At 72.4% G+C, this 17,312-nt stretch carries 15 protein-coding genes; all 15 read right to left on the reverse strand.

All coding sequences use genetic code 11. The features are described 5' to 3' along the window. Positions 1-26: 26 nt before the first annotated feature. The 15 genes from KYT88_RS09635 to KYT88_RS09705 all read right to left on the reverse strand — a co-directional run bounded on the left by KYT88_RS09635 (position 27) and on the right by KYT88_RS09705 (position 17,224). A complete protein-coding gene (locus tag KYT88_RS09635) occupies positions 27-944 on the reverse strand; it encodes an RluA family pseudouridine synthase (protein WP_043586483.1) in 918 nt (305 codons plus the stop codon). 135 nt (positions 945-1,079) lie between these two features. Continuing rightward, positions 1,080-1,727 (reverse strand): DivIVA domain-containing protein, encoded by a 648-nt coding sequence (locus tag KYT88_RS09640; RefSeq protein ID WP_043586482.1) that lies wholly within the window; start codon positions 1,725-1,727, stop codon positions 1,080-1,082. A gap of 138 nt (positions 1,728-1,865) precedes the next feature. Beyond that, positions 1,866-2,165 (reverse strand): YggT family protein, encoded by a 300-nt coding sequence (locus KYT88_RS09645; protein ID WP_043561739.1) that lies wholly within the window; start codon positions 2,163-2,165, stop codon positions 1,866-1,868. 66 nt (positions 2,166-2,231) lie between these two features. Further along, complete coding sequence (locus KYT88_RS09650; RefSeq protein WP_012038541.1) at positions 2,232-2,726, reverse strand: cell division protein SepF; 495 nt, start codon at positions 2,724-2,726, stop codon at positions 2,232-2,234. Between the two features lie 48 nt (positions 2,727-2,774). Further along, a complete protein-coding gene (locus tag KYT88_RS09655) occupies positions 2,775-3,506 on the reverse strand; it encodes a YggS family pyridoxal phosphate-dependent enzyme (protein ID WP_043586481.1) in 732 nt (243 codons plus the stop codon). After that, complete coding sequence (gene ftsZ / locus KYT88_RS09660) at positions 3,503-4,642, reverse strand: cell division protein FtsZ (protein WP_012038543.1); 1,140 nt, start codon at positions 4,640-4,642, stop codon at positions 3,503-3,505. Before ftsZ ends, KYT88_RS09655 begins: the two co-directional genes overlap by 4 nt. 137 nt (positions 4,643-4,779) lie before the next feature. Next, positions 4,780-5,841, reverse strand: a complete 1,062-nt coding sequence (locus tag KYT88_RS09665) for a cell division protein FtsQ/DivIB (protein ID WP_237583627.1) — start codon at positions 5,839-5,841, stop codon at positions 4,780-4,782. A 164-nt stretch (positions 5,842-6,005) separates the two neighbouring features. Beyond that, positions 6,006-7,436: a UDP-N-acetylmuramate--L-alanine ligase gene (gene murC / locus KYT88_RS09670; RefSeq protein ID WP_043586477.1), complete on the reverse strand. Its 1,431-nt coding sequence runs from the start codon at positions 7,434-7,436 to the stop codon at positions 6,006-6,008. Between the two features lie 42 nt (positions 7,437-7,478). After that, on the reverse strand, positions 7,479-8,582 hold the full coding sequence (gene murG, locus KYT88_RS09675; protein WP_043586476.1) for an undecaprenyldiphospho-muramoylpentapeptide beta-N-acetylglucosaminyltransferase: 1,104 nt from the start codon (positions 8,580-8,582) through the stop codon (positions 7,479-7,481). After that, a complete protein-coding gene (ftsW, locus tag KYT88_RS09680) occupies positions 8,579-9,868 on the reverse strand; it encodes a putative lipid II flippase FtsW (protein ID WP_043586474.1) in 1,290 nt (429 codons plus the stop codon). The genes murG and ftsW overlap by 4 nt, the downstream gene beginning before the upstream one ends. Further along, positions 9,825-11,369, reverse strand: coding sequence for a UDP-N-acetylmuramoyl-L-alanine--D-glutamate ligase (gene murD, locus KYT88_RS09685; RefSeq protein ID WP_043586472.1), 1,545 nt, complete (start codon positions 11,367-11,369; stop codon positions 9,825-9,827). The genes ftsW and murD overlap by 44 nt, the downstream gene beginning before the upstream one ends. A 2-nt stretch (positions 11,370-11,371) precedes the next feature. After that, the gene (mraY, locus tag KYT88_RS09690) at positions 11,372-12,481 is read right to left on the reverse strand and encodes a phospho-N-acetylmuramoyl-pentapeptide-transferase (RefSeq protein ID WP_012038549.1); all 1,110 of its coding nucleotides are present in this window, start codon (positions 12,479-12,481) and stop codon (positions 11,372-11,374) included. Next, on the reverse strand, positions 12,475-13,884 hold the full coding sequence (locus KYT88_RS09695) for a UDP-N-acetylmuramoyl-tripeptide--D-alanyl-D-alanine ligase (protein ID WP_043586470.1): 1,410 nt from the start codon (positions 13,882-13,884) through the stop codon (positions 12,475-12,477). Before KYT88_RS09695 ends, mraY begins: the two co-directional genes overlap by 7 nt. Position 13,885: 1 nt before the next feature. Further along, complete coding sequence (locus tag KYT88_RS09700; protein WP_043586468.1) at positions 13,886-15,430, reverse strand: Mur ligase family protein; 1,545 nt, start codon at positions 15,428-15,430, stop codon at positions 13,886-13,888. Between the two features lie 12 nt (positions 15,431-15,442). Beyond that, positions 15,443-17,224 (reverse strand): peptidoglycan D,D-transpeptidase FtsI family protein, encoded by a 1,782-nt coding sequence (locus KYT88_RS09705; protein ID WP_043586466.1) that lies wholly within the window; start codon positions 17,222-17,224, stop codon positions 15,443-15,445. Positions 17,225-17,312 lie beyond the last annotated feature (88 nt).

The raw sequence follows: 17,312 nt of genomic DNA on the forward strand, positions 1-17,312 counted from the left end.
CGGAGGCGCTCCGGGCGTGTCGCGCGTCAGTCCTCGAGGACGTCCAGCGCGTGCTGCAGGTCGGCCGGGTAGGTGCTCGAGAACGACGCCCGGTCGCCCGTGGCGGGGTGCGTGATCTCGAGCCGCATGGCGTGCAGCCACTGCCGGTGGAGGTCGAGCTGCGCCGAGATCGTGGGATCGGCGCCGTACATCGCGTCGCCCACGCAGGGGTGGCGCTGCGCGGCCATGTGGACGCGGATCTGGTGGGTCCGGCCGGTCTCCAGGTGCACCTCGAGCAGCGCCGCGCGGCGGAACGCCTCGAGCGTCTCGTAGTGCGTGACGGACGGCTTGCCGTCCGCGGTGACCGCGAACTTCCAGTCGCTGCGGGGGTGGCGCCCGATGGGCGCGTCGATCGTGCCCGCGAGCGGATCCGGATGCCCCTGCACGACCGCGTGGTACACCTTCTCGACCTCGCGGTCGTGGAACTGCCGCTTGAGCTCCGTGTACGCGCGCTCTGTCTTGGCCACCACCATGAGGCCGCTGGTGCCCGCGTCGAGCCGGTGCACGATGCCCTGCCGTTCCTCCGCGCCCGAGGTGCTCAGGCGGAACCCGGCGGCGGCCAGCGCTCCCAGCACGGTCGGCCCCGTCCAGCCGACGCTCGGATGCGCCGCGACGCCGACGGGCTTGTCGACCACCACGATGTCGTCGTCGTCGTGCACGATGCCGAGGTCGGGCACCGCGAGCGGCACGACGGTGGGCTCCTGCTTCGGCTGCCAGCTGACGGCGAGCATGGATCCGCCGACGAGCCGGTCGGACTTGCCCGCCTCCCGGCCGTCCTGCGTCACGCCGCCGGCCTCGGCGACCTCGGCGGCGAAGCTGCGGGAGAAGCCGAGGAGGCGGGCGAGTCCCGCGTCGACGCGCTGCCCGTCGAGCCCGTCGGGGACGGGAATGGTGCGGTGCTCCATCGGGTGACCTCTTCCGGTGCGGTGCTGGCGGTGCGGCGGTGACGCGGGCTGCGCGAACGACGACGGCGACGCGGGACCCCGTGGCTCGTCGGAGCCGGGTCCCGCGCCGCCGTCGGGCGTGCGGGTGCTGCGGTGCTAGTTGCCGAACGAGGCGGTGGCGGGCGCCTCGCTGGAACCGGCGGAGTCGAGCTCGCGGAGCTGGCCCTCGATGTAGCCCTTGAGCTTCGTGCGGTACTCGCGCTCGAACGTGCGGAGCTCGTCGATGCGGCCCTCGAGGACCTGGCGCTCCTTCTCCAGGACGGCGGTCTTCGAGCGCTGCTCGGCCTCGGCCTCGGCGGCGATGCGGGCGGCCGTGGCGTGCGCCTCGGCGACGAGCGCGTCGCGCTTCTCGATGCCCTCGCGGACGTGCTCCTCGTGGAGCTTGCGGGCGAGCTTGAGGAGGCTGCTCGTGCTGGAGGTCTCGTCGTCCACGTCCGCGGCGGGGGCGGCGGGCGCCTGCGCGACGACCGGGGCCGGCTCGGGCTCCGGGGTGGGCTCGGGCTCGACGACCACGGGGGCCTGCTCGACGGCGGCGGGAGCCGGGGTCTCGATGACGGAGGTCGCGGCCGGGGCGGCGTCGCCCGAGCCGAGGCGCTGGCGCAGCTCCTCGTTCTCCTGGTGGAGGCGTCGCAGCTCGACGACCACCTCGTCGAGGAAGTCGTCGACCTCGTCCTGGTCGTATCCCTCGCGGAACTTGGTCGGCTGGAAACGCTTGTTGACGACGTCTTCAGGAGTGAGAGCCATGGCCTGCCACCTCTTTTGTGCGTAGAGCGGGGTCCGCAGCTGCGGACGGGGATTCGGGACAACGTGCGACCCAACGCTATCAGCGGAACGCGTCGCTCCGGGGACGGGAGCGCGGAACGGCGGACGGAGCGCCGGGCGTCAGCCCGTGAAGCCGCGGACGACGTTGAGCAGGATGATCGCCACGAGCATCGTGATCATCCAGCCGAAGTCGAGCGCGACCGGGCCGAGGCGCAGCGGCGGGATCAGGCGCCGGACGAAGCCGATGGGCGGATCCGTGACCGTGTACGAGGCCTCCGCGACGATGAGCATCGCGCCGCGCGGACGCCACTGCCGCGAGAGCGACTGGACCAGGTCGAGGACGAACCGGCCCCACATGCAGATGATGAACGCCAGGAGGGCGAACCACAGGACGGTGGCGACGATGTTGACGATGATCACGGACACAAGTATGGCGGGCGCCGATGGGAGGTCCCGTCGGCGCCCGCCATGGCGGTGCTGGGTGGATCAGCGTCCGAAAAAGGAGGCCTCGACCTCGGCCTCGGTGGCCGACTGCTCGCCGGACACGGCGACGTGCGACGGCGACAGGAGGAACACCTTGGCCGTGACGCGCTCGATCTTGCCGTAGAGGCCGATGGACAGGCCGCTGGCGAAGTCGATGAGGCGGCGGGCGTCGTCGTCCGTCATCTGCGAGAGGTTGATGATGACCGGCACGCCCTCGCGGAAGTTCTCGGCGATGACCTGGGCGTCCTTGTAGGCCTTGGGGTGGACGGTGAGGATCTCGTTCATTTCAGCCGGCGCCGCATTCCTTGTGGTGGTCGAGGGCTTGTGCAGGGGGGTCACGGGTGCGCGCTTCGCCTGCTGCTGGGGAGCGGGGGCGGGCGTCGGGACGGCCTGCACGGGCGACTGCTGCTGCTGCGCGGGCTGCTGGCCCTGCTGGTAGTCGAGCTCCTCGTCGGCGAGTCCCAGGTACACCATGGTCTTGCGAAGTGGGTTGGCCATCATTCCTCTTTCCGTTTCGGCCTGACGAACCGGACCGCACTCCCGACATTAAGGGCCGTCGGGTCGCTTTCCCGTGATTGCCGACCCGATCCGAAGGTGTGTCGCGCCCTCGAGGAGCGCCTCGCGCAGGTCGCCGGACATGCCCGCGGAGATCGCGTCCGCCTCGGGCAGGATGCGGCGCACGTCGTCCGAGATCCCGCGGAGGCGGGCGAACGCGCGGCGGGGCTCCCCGTCGTCGGGCGCGACCGCCATGACGCCGAGGACGCGGATGCCGGGGGCGGCCGCCGCGTGCTCCGCGAGCGCCTCGGCCTCGGCGGGCCGGACGCCGCCGCGTCCGTCGTCATCGGTGAGGTTGACCTGCAGGAAGACGCGCGTCTCCTGCTCGTCGGACGCGAGCGCGTCGACGAGGGACGGGCGGTCGACCGAGTGGATCACGGAGGCGTAGCGCCTCACCTGCCTGGCCTTCTTGCCCTGCAGCTGGCCGACGAAGTGCCACGCGACGCCCGTGCCATCGAGCTCGGCGGCCTTGCCCTGCGCCTCCTGGTGCCTGCTCTCGCCGAGGTCGCGGACGCCGAGGCCGACGAGGCCGCGCAGGAGCGACACGGGCTGGAACTTGGTGACGACGATCGTCGTCACCTCGTCGGGACGGCGGCCGGCCGCGCGGATCCCGTCGGCGACGTCCGCCTGCACGGACGCCCACCGCTCGGCGAGGCCGGGGTGGGCCTCGCCGGGGTGGGCGTCCGACGCGTGCGCGCCGCCTGTCTGTTGAGCGTCGGTCACTTCAGGAAGTCGGGGATGTCCAGGTCGTCGCCGTCGTCCTCGAACGTCGGGTCGCTCGCGGGGACGGACGCGACGGGCGCCTCGGCCTGCGGGCGAGCCGGCGCGGACTCGACGGCCTCGGGAGCCGCGACCGCTCCCCCGCCCGCGGCGACGAAGCCGCTGCGGCGGTTCTCGACCTTGGACGCCGGCTCGCCGCCGTCGAAGCCCGCGGCGATGACGGTGACGCGCACCTCGTCGCCGAGCGTGTCGTCGATGACCGCGCCGAAGATGATGTTCGCCTCGGGGTGCACGGCCTCCTGCACGAGCTTGGCCGCGTCGTTGATCTCGAAGATGCCGAGGTTGGATCCGCCCTGGATCGAGAGGAGCACGCCGTGGGCGCCCTCGATGCTCGCCTCGAGCAGGGGCGACGCGACCGCGAGCTCGGCGGCCTTGATGGACCGGTCGGCGCCGCGGGACGAGCCGATGCCCATGAGCGCGGATCCGGCACCCTGCATGACCGACTTGACGTCGGCGAAGTCGAGGTTGATGAGGCCGGGGGTCGTGATGAGGTCGGTGATGCCCTGGACGCCCGCGAGGAGCACCTGGTCGGCGGTCGCGAACGCCTCGAGCATGCTGATGCCGCGGTCGCTGATCTCCAGGAGGCGGTCGTTCGGGACGACGATGAGCGTGTCGACCTCGTTCTTCAGCGTCGCGACGCCGAGCTCGGCCTGGGCCGAGCGGCGCTTGCCCTCGAAGCCGAAGGGCTTCGTGACGACGCCGATGGTGAGCGCGCCGATCGACTTGGCGATGCGCGCAACGACGGGTGCGCCGCCGGTGCCGGTGCCGCCGCCCTCGCCCGCGGTGACGAAGACCATGTCGGCGCCCGCGAGGGCCTCCTCGATCTCCTCAGCGTGGTCCTCGGCGGCGCGACGGCCGACCTCGGGGTCCGCGCCGGCGCCGAGGCCCCGCGTGATCTCGCGGCCGACGTCGAGCTTGACGTCCGCGTCGCTCATGAGCAGCGCCTGCGCGTCGGTGTTGATCGCGATGAACTCCACGCCCCGCAGACCGAGCTCGATCATGCGGTTCACGGCGTTGACGCCGCCACCGCCGATGCCGACGACCTTGATGACGGCGAGGTAGTTCTGGTTGTTCGACACGACGGGCCTCCGCTAGAACCTTCGACCTCCGGTGGAGGCTTAGAGTTTACTCAGTATGCATTTCCTGATCCCGACGTTAGGGGGCTCGGGGTCGGCGCGACGACTCCCGTGCCGCGTGTCGCGAAGGCGGGGCGGGATCAGGGGCCGGCGACCGGCGCGTCGGGTGCCGACACGTCGTAGGACCCGACGTCCCCGCGTGCCTTGACCAGCGCCTGCAGCACCTGCGCCTTGTCGACCGAGCGCTCGCCGCTCCCCCACAGCACCTTCTTGCCGCTGCGGAGGGTGAGCATCACGTCGTCGGTCGTGTTGGCCTGGATGCTGTCGACCTGCGGCAGGAAGTCGGCGGGCAGCGCGACGAGGACCGCGGCGGCGGCCTGGAAGCGCGGCGACGAGAAGTCGGCGCTCGGCAGGTCGATGAGGGGGTAGCCGTCGGGGCGTGCCGTCGCGCGCTCGATCGTGATGCCCGCGGGATCCACCAGGTCGAAGCCGGCGCCCGACTGGATCACGGCCACGGGCGTGCGCTCGACGATGCGGATCACGAGCGTCGACGGCGGACGGCTCTCGGTGCTGTAGCTGCGGATGAGCGGGAAGGCGCGGAGCTCGTCCCCGACGCGGTCGAGGTCGACGAGCGGGAGCGGCGTGCCGACCTGGTCGGAGAGGGCCGCCTGGATGCTCGACGGGGACACGCGGTCCGCGCCCTCCACCTCGACGGTGCGGAGGGCGAGGAGCGGCGAGTACACGGCGATGCCGACGACGATCGCGAGGGTGAGGACGGCGCCGAGCGCGCCGAGGAGTCCGGCGCGCCGGCGGCGGGCGCGCTGGGTGAAGCGGCGCACCTCCTGGCGTTCGTAGCGCTGCCGCTCGCGTCGGGCGCGGCGCAGCTGGCGGCGCGCCTCGGCGTCTCCGGTGGCCGCGCTCGCGGGGCGGGCCGGGCGGTGGGCCCGTGGGGTGGGCTCCCCGTCCGCGTCCGAGTGGGTGCGCCGACGGAGCGGACGCGCGGAAGCCGCGGTCTCCGCCGCTCCGCGTGCCCGAGCGCCCAGCCTGCCGGCGAGGCCGCCCGTGCGCGGCGTCGTCGGCTCGCGGCCCGTGCGCGGCGCGGGCGGCGCCTCGACCGGCGCCTGCGCGAGGTGCGGGAGGACGATGGGCTCGGTGTCGGGCTCGTCGTCGTCGCGCCACGCCGCGCGGGGGCGCGGGGTCACGGGCGGCGTCGGCGCAGCCGGTGCTGGCGCGGCCGGCGTCGGCGTCACGGGCGCGGCGGGACGGGATCCGCGGCCGCGACGGCTGGGCGCGTCCGCGCCCTCGGCGGGCGCGGCGGGCGCGGGCGGCCTCGGGACCCGGGGCCGGTCGAAGCCCTCGGGCCGCTTCACTCGCGCGGCCGGGACGACGCGGCGGGCTGGGAGGATCCGTCGGGACGCTCGAGCGCATCGATCACCTGCGGGATGATCCGGTACACGTCGCCGCAGCTCAGGGTCACGATGAAGTCGCCGTCGCGGGCGATCTCCGCCGCGCGGTCGGCCGCCTCCTGCCAGTCGGGCAGGTAGTCGACGTGGCCCGCGTCCTGGAAGCGCTGGGAGACGAGGGCGCCGGTGACCCCGGGGATCGGGTCCTCGCGGGCGCCGAACACGTCGAGCACGATGGTGTGGTCGGCCAGCTCCTCGTAGACGCGCGCGAAGTCGCCGGCCATCATCTGCGTGCGGCTGTAGAGGTGCGGCTGGTGGACGGCGATGATCCGGCCCTCCCCCACGACCGTGCGCGCGGCCTCGAGCGCGGCGCGGACCTCGGTGGGGTGGTGCGCGTAGTCGTCGTAGACGCTCACGCCGCGGACCTCCGCGTGCAGCTCGAAGCGGCGGCCGGTGCCGGAGAAGCCGGCGAGGCCCGCGATCGCGTCGTCGGGATCCACGCCGAGGCCGACGAGCACGGCGTAGGCGCCGGCCGCGTTGATCGCGTTGTGGCGGCCGGGGACGCGGAGCGCGGCGCGGCGCGCGACGCCGTCGTGGGTGAGCGTGAAGGCGACGGAGCCGTCGGTGACGATGTCGGTGATCCGGACGTCGGCCGAGGGGTCCTCGCCGAAGGTGACGACGCGTCCCTCGATGCGGGCGGTGACGCGCCGGGCGCCCGGGTCGTCGCTCGAGATCACGACGAGCTCCGACGCCGCGCTCGCGAAGCGCACGAAGGCGTCGTCGAAGGCCTCGTGCGAGCCGTAGTGGTCGAGGTGGTCGGCGTCGACGTTGGTGATGAGCGCGACGGACGTGTCGTAGAGGAGGAACGAGCCGTCGGACTCGTCGGCCTCGACGACGAACAGCTCCTCGGATCCGGGGGCGCTCGAGACGCCGAGCCCGCCGATCACGCCGCCGTTGACGAACGACGGGTCGCGGCCGGCCTCGAGGAGCGCGGTGACGATCATGCCCGTCGACGTGGTCTTGCCGTGGGCGCCGGCGACCGCGACGAGGCGCTGGCCGCTGATGAGCCAGGCGAGCGCCTGCGAGCGGTGCAGGATCGGCAGGCCCCGCTCCTTCGCGAGCACGTACTCGGGGTTGTCCTGCCAGAGCGCGCCCGTGACGACGAGCGCGTCGGCGTCGCCCACGTGCGCGGCGTCGTGGCCGACGTGGATCTCGGCGCCGAGCTCCCGGAGCGCCTGGACGGCGTCGGAGTCGCGGGAGTCTGATCCGGTGACCCGGTGCCCTGCCGCGAGGAACAGGCGCGCGATGCCGCTCATGCCGGACCCGCCGATGCCCACGAAGTGGACGCGCCCGAGGTCGGTCGGGATGTCCATGGTCAGGTCGGGTGCGATCACGTGCGGTCTCCTCGGGAGGGTGGGAAGCGGGGTGGGCGGCGGTCAGCGCCGCGCGGCGGGCCGTGACGGGCGGGCGGCGACGGCGTCGAGGACGAGATCGGCCATGCGGGCCGCGCCGTCGCGCGTGCCGACGGAGGTCGCGGCCCGGGACATGCGCGCGAGCGCCGCCGGGTCGGACAGGAGCGGGAGGACGTGCGCGAGCACCCAGTCGGGCGTGAAGTCGGCGTCGGCGACGACGATCCCGCCGCCGGCCGCGACGACGCCGCGGACGTTGACGGCCTGCTCGCCGTTGCCCACCGGGTAGGGCACGTAGACCGCCGGCACGCCCACGCAGGTGAGCTCGGAGAGGGCACCGGCACCGGCGCGGGAGACCACGAGGTCGGCCGCGGCGATCGCGAGCTCCATCCGGTCGGAGTAGCCGACCACGTGGTAGCGCTCGACGCCCGGGTCGGTGAACTCCTGCGCGCCGCCGACGATGTGCAGGATCTGCGCGCCCGTCGCCGTGATGCGCTCGGCCACCTGCACCACCGTGCGGTTGAGGCTGCGCGCGCCCGTGGATCCGCCCGTGACGAGGAGCGTCGGCCGGTCGGCGTCGAGTCCGAGCTCGGCGCGCGCGGCGTCGCGGGCTGCCTCGCGGTCGAGGGTCGCGATCTCGCGGCGGAGCGGCATGCCGACCACCCGGGCGCGCGGGCCGAGCGCGGTGCCGGGGAACGTGATCCCGACCGCCGCGGCGACGCGCGCGCCGAGCCGGTTGGCGAGTCCCGGCGAGGCGTTGGCCTCGTGCACGACGACGGGGACGCCCGAGCGTCGGGCGGCGACGTAGGCGGGCGCGGCCGCGTATCCGCCGAAGCCCACGACCACGTCGACGCCGCGCTCGGCGATCATGCGGCGGATCTGGCCCACGGCCCGCGCGAACGCCGGCGCGAAGCGCACGGCGGCCCGGTCCGGGCGGCGCGGGAACGGCAGGCGCGCGATGGTCAGCAGCTCGTAGCCGCGGGCCGGGACGAGTCGGGACTCGAGGCCCTCGCGCGTGCCGAGGACGAGGATCGTCGAATCCGGCTCGCGCGCACGGAGCTCGTCGGCCACGGCGAGCAGGGGGTTGACGTGCCCCGCGGTGCCGCCGCCGGCGAGCAGGTACACGGTCACGAGCGCATCCCGACGACGGCGGGCACGACGTCCGGCGACTCCTCGTTCGTGGGCCTGCGGGCGAATCCCAGCACGATGCCCATCGCGACGAGCGTCGTCACGAGGGAGGACCCTCCGGACGACACGAAGGGCAACGGCACCCCGAGCACCGGGAGCAGGTTGAGCACCACGGCGATGTTCACGAAGGCCTGCACGATGATCCAGGTCATGACGGCACCCGTCGCGACGCGCGCGAAGGTGTCGGTGTTGGCCCGGATCACGCGGATGAAGCCGATGGCCAGCACCACGAACAGGAGGATGACGACGATCGCGCCGATGAGGCCGAGCTCCTCGCCGATGATCGCGAAGATGTAGTCGTTGTCCGCCTCGGGTAGCCACATCCACTTGGCCTTCGAGTTGCCGAGGCCCACGCCGAAGATGCCACCGGCGGCCAGCGCGTACAGACCGTGCGTGGACTGCCAGCAGCCGCCCGCGTAGTCGCACTGGCCGGTGATGAACTCGGTGACGCGGCGCATGCGGCTGTCGCTGATCACGGTCATGAGCACGGCCAGCACGGAGCCGATCGTGAGCATGAGCGTGAGCTTGCCGATCGGGATGCCCGCGAAGAAGAGGGCGCCGAGGATGATGCTGGCCATGATGATCACGGTGCCGAGGTCCCCGCCGAGCGCGACGAGGCCGACGGCGCCGCCCGCGACGGGCAGCACCGGGATGAGGATGTGCGGCCACGTGCGCAGCAGGTGGCGCTTCCTCGCGAGGATGAAGGCCAGCCAGATCACGAGGCCCACCTTGATGAGCTCGGCGGGCTGGAACGTCGTGCCGGCGATGCGGATCCAGCCGATGTTCTCGCCGACCTTCACGCCCATCGGGCCGAACACCAGCAGCTGCACGGCGCTGGCCGCGATCAGCAGGACCCACGCCCACCGCTTCCAGAACATGGGCGGCACGAGCGAGACGAGGAGCATGAGCGGCACGCCGATGAGCGCGAACATGCCCTGCTTGAGGAAGATGCCGAAGAAGCCGCCGCCGGCGACGAACGAGTCGATGCTCGACGACGACAGCACCATCACCAGGCCGAAGACGACCAGGAAGAGCGTCGTGCCGAGCAGCAGGAAGTAGGAGCCGCTCTCCGCGTGGAAGGCGCGGCCGAGCTGGATGCGGGCGGCGAGGCCGCGGCGCTGCGTCCCCTCCTGCGCGTCGTCGACGGGCGGCTGCGGGGTGCGCGGACCGCGGGGTCCCGGCGCGTCAGCCGCGCGAGGGGTCCGCGTCGTTCTCGGGGGCAGTGTCATCCGCCGCACCTCCCAGGTGGTGGTCGACCGCGGTCCGGAATCGGCGTCCGCGGTCGGCGTAGTCGGTGAATTGGTCCATGGATGCCGCCGCCGGGGCCAGGAGGACGGTGTCGCCCTCCCGGGCCACGCCCGCCGCGAGCCGCACGGCGGACCGCATGACCTGTTCAGTGTCGCTCTCGGCCACCTCGAGGACGGTGACGTCGGGCGCGTGTCGCGCGAATGCCGCGAGGACCTCGGCGCGCTCGACGCCGATCACGACCGCCGCGCGCAGGCGTGCACCGTGGGCGCGGATCAGGTCGTCGAGCTCGACGCCCTTGAGGAGGCCGCCGACGACCCACACCACGGAGGGGAACGCCGCGAGCGACGCCGATGCCGCGTGCGGGTTGGTGGCCTTCGAGTCGTCGACGAATGCGACGCCGTCGCGCTCCCCGATCCGCTCGATGCGGTGGCTGTCGAGCTCGAAGCGCAGGAGCGCCTGCCGCACGACGCCGGGCTCGACGCCGTACGACCGGGCGAGGGCCGCCGCGGCCAGGATGTTCTGCACGATGTGCGGTGCCGCGAGGCCCACTGCGCGCAGCTCGTCGAGCGTCGTCAGCTCGAGCGCGGAGGTGAACCGCTCCTCCAGGAAGGCGCGGTCGCAGAGGATCCCGTCGACGATGCCGAGGTCGCTCGGGCCGGGCGCGTCCAGGCCGAAGCCGATGGCACGCGCGCCGTCCTGGACGTCGGCCTCGCGGAGCGCGTCCTCGGTGGCGCGGTCGGCCCGGTTGTACACGCAGGCGACGCGCGTGTCCGCATAGACCCGCCCCTTCGCGGCCGCGTACGCCGCACGCGAGCCGTGCCACTCGAGGTGGTCGTCGGCGAGGTTGAGGAACGCGCTCGAGTAGGGCCGCACCTCGCGCATGTAGTGCAGCTGGTGGCTCGACAGCTCGACGACGAGCACGTCGAAGCCGTCCGGGTGGCGGACGACGTCGAGCACGGGCAGGCCGATGTTGCCGCACGGCACGGCGCGCACGCCGCCCTCCTGGAGGAGCGCGGCCGTGAGCTGCGTGGTCGTGGTCTTGCCGTTGGTGCCGGTGATGGTGATCCACTCGGCAGGCGTCCCCGTCTTGTCGCGCACCCGCCAGGCGAGCTCGATGTCGCCCCACAGCGGGATCCCCGCCTCCGTCGCCCACGCGGGCAGCGGGTGCGTCGGCGCGTAGCCGGGTGACACGACGACGAGCTCGGGCGCGAAGGCCACGAGCTCCGCGGGGACGGGCTCCTCGTCGGTCGGCCGCACGAGCCGCCCGCCGATCACCTCGAGCAGCGCCAGCCGCTCGGGCGACGCGTCGGACGCGACCACGAGCACGTCGGCGCCGAGCTCGACCAGCGTGTCGGCCACCGAGAAGCCGGTGCGCCCGAGGCCGAGGACGGCGACGCGGAGGCCGGTCCAGTCGTCGTGCCAGCTGTGCAGGGAGTCGGGTCGCGCGAGCGCTGTGCCGTCGTCGGGGGTGCCGTCTGTCATCTCTACTGCGTGATCCATTCCAGGTAGAAGGTGCCGACGCCCGCCGCCACGAGCAGCCCGGCGATGATCCAGAAGCGCACGACGACCGTGACCTCCGCCCAGCCCTTCAGCTCGAAGTGGTGGTGGAGCGGGCTCATGAGGAAGATCCGCTTGCCGTGCGTGAGCTTGAAGTAGATGCGCTGGAGCACCACGGAGCCCGCGACGATCACGAACAGGCCGCCGATGAAGACGAGCAGCAGCTCGGTGCGGCTGAGGATCGCGAGGGCGGCCAGCGCGCCGCCGAGGCCCAGCGAGCCGGTGTCGCCCATGAAGATCTGCGCGGGCGACGTGTTCCACCAGAGGAAGCCGATGAGCGCGCCCACGATGGAGGCCGCGATGATCGCCAGGTCGAGGGGGCTCGCCACCTCGTAGCAGCGGTACTCGTTCTGGTAGCTGGAGACGCTGTCGCACGACTGGTTGAACTGCCAGAACCCGATGATGACGTAGGAGCCGATCGAGAAGATCGACGCGCCCGCGGCGAGGCCGTCGAGCCCGTCGGCCACGTTCACGCCGTTCGAGGCGCTCGCGACGATGAGGCAGATCCAGACGATGAACAGGCCCGTGCCGATGACCGCGCCGAGCGCCATGAAGTCGAGCGGCAGGTCGCGGAACAGGCTGATGGCGGTGGATGCGGGCGTGAGGCCGGACACCGGGTCGCGCAGCGTGATGGCGAGCACCGCGAACACGGTCGCGACGACGACCTGGCCGGCGATCTTCTGCCAGCCGCCGAGCCCGAGCGACTGCTGCTTGCGGGTCTTCAGGTAGTCGTCGAGGAAGCCGACGAAGCCGAGGCCGACCATCATGAACACGACCAGCAGGCCAGACGGCGTCACGGGGTCGAAGCGGATCCCGTCCCATGTGAGCAGGTGCCCCACGAAGTAGCCGAGCACGCTCGCCAGGATGATGACGATGCCGCCCATCGTGGCGGTGCCGCGCTTGGTGTGGTGGGTCTGCGGTCCGTCGTCGCGGATGAACTGGCCCCATTGCAGACGGTGGAACAGCTTGATGAACAGCGGCGTGAGGAAGAGCGTGAAGGCGAGCGAGAACGCGCCCGCGAAGAGGAGGGCTACCACGCGTACTTCTCCCCCAGCTCGTCGCCGAGGAAGCGCAGCCCGGCGGAGTTGGACGACTTCACGAGCACGAGGTCGCCGTCGCCGAGGATCCGGTCGAGGATCTCGCGGGCCTCGGCCGCGTCCTCCGCGAAGATCGACTCGCCGTCCCACGAGCCCTGCGCGATGGCCTCGAGGTGCAGGCGGCGCGCGGGGCGGCCGACCACCACGAGCTGACCGATGTTGAGGCGCACCGCGAGGAGGCCCACGCGGTCGTGCTCCTCCTCGGAGAACTCGCCGAGCTCGCTCATCTCGCCGAGCACGGCGACCGTGCGCTGCTCCGGTCCACGGATCTGCGCGAGCGTGCGGAGGGCGGCCGCCATCGAGTCGGGGCTCGCGTTGTAGGCGTCGTTGATGATCGTGACGCCGTTGCCGCCGAGCACCTCCATGCGCCAGCGCTCGGCGCGCTGCACGGTCTGGAGAGCGGAGACGATGGAGTCGCCGTCGACGCCGAGCGCCCAGGCGCCCGCCGCCGCGGCCAGCGCGTTGGTGACGTGGTGCTCGCCGAGCACGCGGAAGGACACGGGTCGGGTGGATCCGTCCGGCAGGTGGAGCGTGAAGGTCGTGCCCGCCGCGGAGGCGACGATGTCGGTGGCGCGGACCGCGGCGCGCGAGTCGCGGCCGAACCAGAGCACGGGTGCCTCCGTCTTGTCGCTCATGGAGGAGACGCGCGGGTCGTCCGCGTTGAGGACGGCCGTGTCCTCGGGCAGCAGGTCCTTGACCATCTCGGTCTTCGTCATGAGCGTCCGCTCGATGCCGCCGAAGCCGCCCGCGTGCGCGAGGCCCACGGTGAGGACGATTCCGACGTCGGGCTTGGCCATGCGGATCAGGCGCGTGATCTCGCCCAGCCCGCTCGCGCCCATCTCCGCCACGAGGAACCGCGTGGTGCGCGTGACCTTGAGCATGGTGAGGGGCGCGCCGACCTCGTTGTTGAAGGACGCGACGGGCGACACGGTCTCGCCCTGCGTGGAGAGGATCGCGTGCAGCAGGTTCTTGGTCGTGGTCTTGCCGTTGGATCCGGTGACCGCCACCATCCGCAGGCCTCCGAGCGCGCGCACCCGCGCCACGACCTCGTGCGCCAGCCGGCCGAGCGCGTCGACGACGTCGGGCACGAGCACCTGGGGCACGGGCAGGTCGAGCTCGCGCTCGACGAGGAGCAGCGCGGCGCCCGCCTCGACGGCCTTCGGCGCGAAGAGGTGCCCGTCGGTCTCCTCGCCGGGCTTGGCCACGAAGATCCCGCCGGGGCCGATGAGCCGGCTGTCGGTGTCGACCGCGCCGTCGACGACGGTCTGCGCGGTCGCGTCGCCGCGCAGCAGGAGGCGGCCGTCGACCGCCTCGGCGATCTCGGCGAGGGTGAGGGCGATCATGTCAGCTCCAGCCTGCGTCGCGGAGGGCCGCGCGCGCGTCGTCACGGGCGGAGAACGGGATCTTGCGCCCGGCCACCTCGTGGTAGTCCTCGTGCCCGGGTCCGGCGACGAGGATGGTGTCCCCCTCGCCGACCAGCGACACCGCGGTGCGGATCGCCGTGGCGGGGTCGGGCACCTCGTGGATCTCGCGGTCGGGCACCGCGGCCGTGGCCCCCGCGATGAGGCTGGCCCGGATGGACGCCGGGTCCTCGTAGCGCGGGTGGTAGTCGGTGATGACCACGACGTCGGCGAGGCGGGCCGCGATCGCGCCCATCTCGGCGCGCTTCGTGGTGTCGCGGTCGCCGTCGGCGCCGAACACCATCACGAGCTTCCCGGGGGTGAACGGACGCAGCGCCTGCAGCGTCTGCTCGAAGGCGTCGGGGGTGTGCCCGTAGTCGACGAAGAAGAGGGGGCCGGTGTCGCCGGAGACGCGCTCGGCGCGACCCGGGATGTACGCCTGGATGCCGCCGTCGCGGTCGAGCACGTGGGCGACGGCGTCGAGGTCGTAGCCGGACTCGACGAGCATCACGATGGCGAGCCCCGCGTTGGCGGCCATGAACCAGCCGGGCACGGGCACGCGCGAGACGAGCACCCGGTTGTCGGGCCCCTCGAGGCGGAAACCGGTCGAGTCGGGCGTCTGCTCGAGCACCGTGACGGTCCAGTCGGCGTCGACGCCGGGCTTCGAGGCGATCGTGGTCATCGGGATGCGGGATCCGTCCACGATGCGCTGGCCCCACTCGGTGTCGAGCGAGACGACGCCGCGGCGAGCGCGGTCGGGGTCGAAGAACGCGGCCTTGGCGTCGAAGTACTCCTCGAAGTCCGCGTAGTCGTCGAGGTGGTCGTGGCTCAGGTTGATGAAGGCGGCCACGTCGAACACCAGGCCGTCGACGCGGTGCCGGGTGAGGGCCTGCGCCGACACCTCGATCGTCACCGCGCGGACCTCGGCCTCGCGCATGCGCGCCAGGAGCGCGTGCAGCTCGCTCGCCTCGGGCGTCGTGAGCCGGCTGGTGATGCTCTCCTCGCCGATGCGGCGCTCGGCCGTCGACGTGAGCCCGGTCACCACGCCGAGCTGGCGGAGCAGGCCGTCGAGCAGGTACACCACGCTCGTCTTGCCGTTCGTGCCCGTCACGCCGTAGAGCGTCGCCGGGTTCTCGGCCGAGCGGTGGACCCATGCGGAGATGTCGCCGAGGGCGGCGCGCGGGTCGGGGGTGAGGATCACCGGGAGGCCGGAGCCCTGGGCGTCGGCGAGCCCGTCGGGGTCGGTCAGCACCGCGACCGCGCCGCTCTCCGCCGCGTCGGCGGCGAAGCGGGCGCCGTGCACGCGGACCCCCCGGAGCCCGACGTACAGGTCGCCGGGCTGCACGTCGCCGGAGGACAGGGTGACGCCCGTGACCTCCACGTCGTCCACGTCGCCGACGACGTCGAGCGCGAAGTCGCTCACCAGGCCGGACAGCGACCGTGCGACGGGATGCTCGGGGCGGAGGGCGGGAGTGGCAGGGGAGGTCATCGCCCTCATCTCTCAGTAGGTCGTGGCGAGGTTCGGGGACGGCACGGTGGAGGGGGGCACCCGGTACGTCTTCAGGACCTGGGACATGATCTTCTGGAAGACGGGCGCCGCGGCCGCCGAGGACTTCATGGTATCCGGATTGGCCAGGCTGATCGACACGACGTACTGGGGGTCCTCGGCCGGCGCGAGGCCCGCGATCGACACCAGGTAGTTCTTGCCGTACTTGCCGTCGGCCTCCGCGACCTGCGCCGTGCCGGACTTCGCGGCCACCCGGTAGCCGGGGATCGTGAGGTCCTTGGAGAGGTGCCCGTCGGTGACGACCGTCTCGAGCATGTTCACGGTCGAGTCGGCCGCCTGGGGCGAGACGACCTGCGTGCCCTGGGTCGAGGGCTGGTCCGTGACGGTGCCGTCGGCGGCCTTGCAACCGGAGACGAGCGACAGCGGCAGCTTCACGCCGTGGTTGCCGATGGTCTGGTAGATGCTCGCGACCTGCAGCGCCGTGGTCGTGAGGCCCTGGCCGAACATGGTCGCGTAGTTGGTCTGCGGGTCCCACTCCTGCCACGGCCGGATCAGGCCGCTGCTCTCGCCGGGGAAGTGGAGGCCGGTGTCGCCGCCCACCCCGAACGCCTTCAGGTAGTCGTAGCGCTCCTGGGCGGAGAGGCGCTCGCCGAGCGCCGAGATGCCCGTGTTGGAGGAGTCCATGAGCACGCCGGCCAGCGTGAAGTGGAGGTCGGGGTGGACGTAGCTGTCGCTGAGCTTCACGTTCGGGCGCGTGAACGTGTACGGCGCCACCACGTGCGTGCCCGCGTCGGCCTTGCCCGAGTCGAGGAGCGCGGCGGCGGTCACGGCCTTGAGCGTGGATCCGGGCTCGAACGGCGAGCTGAACGCGCGGCTCCCCCGGTCCTCGGGCTTCGTGGCGGACACGTCGTTGGGGTCCACGGACGGGTACTCGGCGACCGCCAGGACCTTGCCCGTCTTCACCTCGACGATGGTCGCGTGCCCGTAGTCGGCGCCGACCTTCACGGCCTGCTCGGCGACGGCGGTCTGCGCGAAGTACTCGAGGTCCGTGTCGATGTTGGTCATCACGTCGCTGCCGTCCTTGGCCGGCTTCTGCGTGACGGTGCTGCCGGCGATGGGCACGCCGTCCGCGCCGCGCTCGTAGGTCTGCGCGCCGTCCTGGGCCGCGAGGCAGGAGTCGTACTCCTGCTCGAGCCCGGCCTTGATCGTCCCGTCGCCCGCGATGTAGCCGAGGATGCTGCCCGCGATCTGCCCGTTGGGGTACGTGCGGCTCGAGACGGCCTGGAAGTAGATCCACGGGATCTTGAGGTCCCGGATGGCGAGGTACGCATCGACGTCGACGCCTTTGGTCACGTAGCCGAACAGCGACTTGGGGTCCTTGGCGAGCGCTCCCGTGATGAGCCCGTGGATCTCCTCGGGCTTCTGCCCGGTGATCGCGCCCAGCTGCGCCTCGGCGTCCGCGAGCGACACGTCCTGCTTCACGGGCTTGCCGTCGTCGCCGGCCACCGTCCGGGTGAAGTCGCCGGCCTTGGACGGATCCATCGTCACGTCGTAGCGGAGCACGCTGTCCGCGAGCACCTTGCCGTCGGCGTCGTAGATGCTGCCCCGGACGCCGGGCAGCGTCTGCGAGATGGCCCGCTTGCCGAGCGCCTCCTCGTTGAGCTCCGTGGCCTGCACGACCTGGATGTCGATGAGCTTGACGACGAAGACCCCGATGACGGCGAGGATCGCGATGAGGGAGAAGGCGATGCGCCGTCGGTTCGAGATCGTGCTCACTCGGATGTTCCTCTCGATGCCTGCGGTGCGGTGCGGTGCTCCGTGGGAGCGGTGTCGTGCGGTGTCCTGCGCCTCTCGGCGCAGGACG

The sequence above is a fragment of the Clavibacter sp. A6099 genome (assembly GCF_021919125.1).
Taxonomy (GTDB): Bacteria; Actinomycetota; Actinomycetes; order Actinomycetales; family Microbacteriaceae; genus Clavibacter; species Clavibacter seminis.

What these genes read in the sequence shown, in the direction of transcription:
- KYT88_RS09635 (WP_043586483.1), bottom strand. Translation starts at nt 944, where the DNA reads ATGGAGCACCGCACCATTCCCGTCCCCGACGGGCTCGACGGGCAGCGC.
- KYT88_RS09640 (WP_043586482.1), bottom strand. Translation starts at nt 1,727, where the DNA reads ATGGCTCTCACTCCTGAAGACGTCGTCAACAAGCGTTTCCAGCCGACC.
- KYT88_RS09650 (WP_012038541.1), bottom strand. Translation starts at nt 2,726, where the DNA reads ATGGCCAACCCACTTCGCAAGACCATGGTGTACCTGGGACTCGCCGAC.
- ftsW (WP_043586474.1), bottom strand. Translation starts at nt 9,868, where the DNA reads ATGACACTGCCCCCGAGAACGACGCGGACCCCTCGCGCGGCTGACGCG.
- murD (WP_043586472.1), bottom strand. Translation starts at nt 11,369, where the DNA reads ATGACAGACGGCACCCCCGACGACGGCACAGCGCTCGCGCGACCCGAC.
- KYT88_RS09695 (WP_043586470.1), bottom strand. Translation starts at nt 13,884, where the DNA reads ATGATCGCCCTCACCCTCGCCGAGATCGCCGAGGCGGTCGACGGCCGC.
- KYT88_RS09700 (WP_043586468.1), bottom strand. Translation starts at nt 15,430, where the DNA reads ATGACCTCCCCTGCCACTCCCGCCCTCCGCCCCGAGCATCCCGTCGCA.